This window comes from Aromatoleum buckelii (assembly GCF_012910785.2).
Lineage (GTDB): Bacteria > Pseudomonadota > Gammaproteobacteria > Burkholderiales > Rhodocyclaceae > Aromatoleum > Aromatoleum buckelii.
On sequence record NZ_WTVH02000002.1, the window covers coordinates 1 to 1,304 of the forward strand.

The window sequence follows — 1,304 nt, forward strand, 5'->3', positions numbered from 1 at the left end:
TGAATCGCCCCGGGTTTCGCGGAGGCTCCAACTCTTGAGAAGATGGAGCCATGAAGAAATCAGCGAAGTTCTCCCCCGAGGTGATCGAGCGCGCGGTGCGTCTGGTGTTCGAGGCCAAGGATCAGTACGAATCCCAGTGGGCGGCGATCGTGTCGATCGCGGCAAAGATTGGCTGCACGTCGGAAACATTGCGCCGATGGGTTCGGCAGCATGAGCGCGACACGGGCCAGCGCGAGGGGCTCACGAGCGCCGAGCAGCAACGCATCAGGGAGCTCGAGCGCGAGGTGCGCGAGCTCAAGAAGGCCAACGAGATCCTGCGCCTGGCCAGCGCGTATTTCGCGCAGGCGGAGCTCGACCGCCGCAACAAGTGATGAACGGATTCATCGACACGCACCGCGAGCGCTTCGGGGTCGAGCCGATCTGCAAGGTGCTGCAGGTCGCCCCGTCGGCCTATCGGCGCGCCGTGGCACGCCGGCGTGATCCGGCTTTGCGCTGTGCCCGAGCCCGCCGCGACGAGGTGCTGGAAGGTCACATCGAGCGGGTGTGGCAGGCGAATCTGCAGGTGTATGGCACGCGTAAAGTGTGGCGGCAGTTGCAGCGCGAAGGCCTCGAGGTCGCCCGCTGCACCGTCGAGCGACTGATGCGGGCCCAAGGGCTGCGCGGCGCGATGCGTGGCAAGGCGGTTCGGACCACCCGGCCCGATCCTGCTGCACCTTGTCCGCTCGATCGCGTCAATCGGCAGTTCGCCGCCGAGCGGCCAAACCAGCTCTGGGTCTCCGATTTCACCTATGTCTCGACTTGGCAGGGTTTCGTGTACGTGGCCTTCGTCATCGACGTCTTCGCCCGCTACATCGTGGGCTGGCGGGTGAGCCGATCCATGCACACGGAATTCGTTCTCGACGCGTTGGAACAGGCCTTGTGGGCGCGACAACCCGAACGCAACGCCTTGATTCACCATAGCGATCGCGGCTCGCAGTACGTCTCGATCCGCTACAGCGAGCGGCTGGCAGAAGCAGGCATCGAGCCGTCGGTCGGCAGCCGGGGCGACAGCTACGATAACGCCCTGGCCGAGACGATCAACGGGCTGTACAAGGCCGAAGTCATCCACCGGCGTGGCCCGTGGAAAAGCGTCGAAGCGGTCGAGCTGGCCACCCTCGAATGGGTCTCATGGTTCAACCACCACCGCCTGCTTGAGTCGATCGGGTACATTCCCCCAGCCGAAGCCGAGGCAAACTATTACCGCAACCTGAGCGAGCAGGCGGTCGTCGCCTGACTCAAACAAAACCGCCTCCGCGAAACCCGGG

General features: G+C 64.6%; 1 protein-coding gene and 1 other annotated feature. The gene reads left to right on the plus strand.

Annotated features, from left to right (window positions below; all coding sequences use genetic code 11):
* Window positions 1-50: 50 nt before the first annotated feature.
* A protein-coding gene (locus tag GO608_RS01530; protein ID WP_169200665.1) for an IS3 family transposase occupies window positions 51-1,273 on the plus strand; the annotation gives its coding sequence in 2 pieces (ribosomal slippage) (window positions 51-333 and window positions 333-1,273; 1,224 coding nt in all).
* Window positions 329-445, plus strand: a sequence feature (AL1L pseudoknot). It overlaps the preceding gene by 117 nt.
* Window positions 1,274-1,304: the final 31 nt, after the last annotated feature.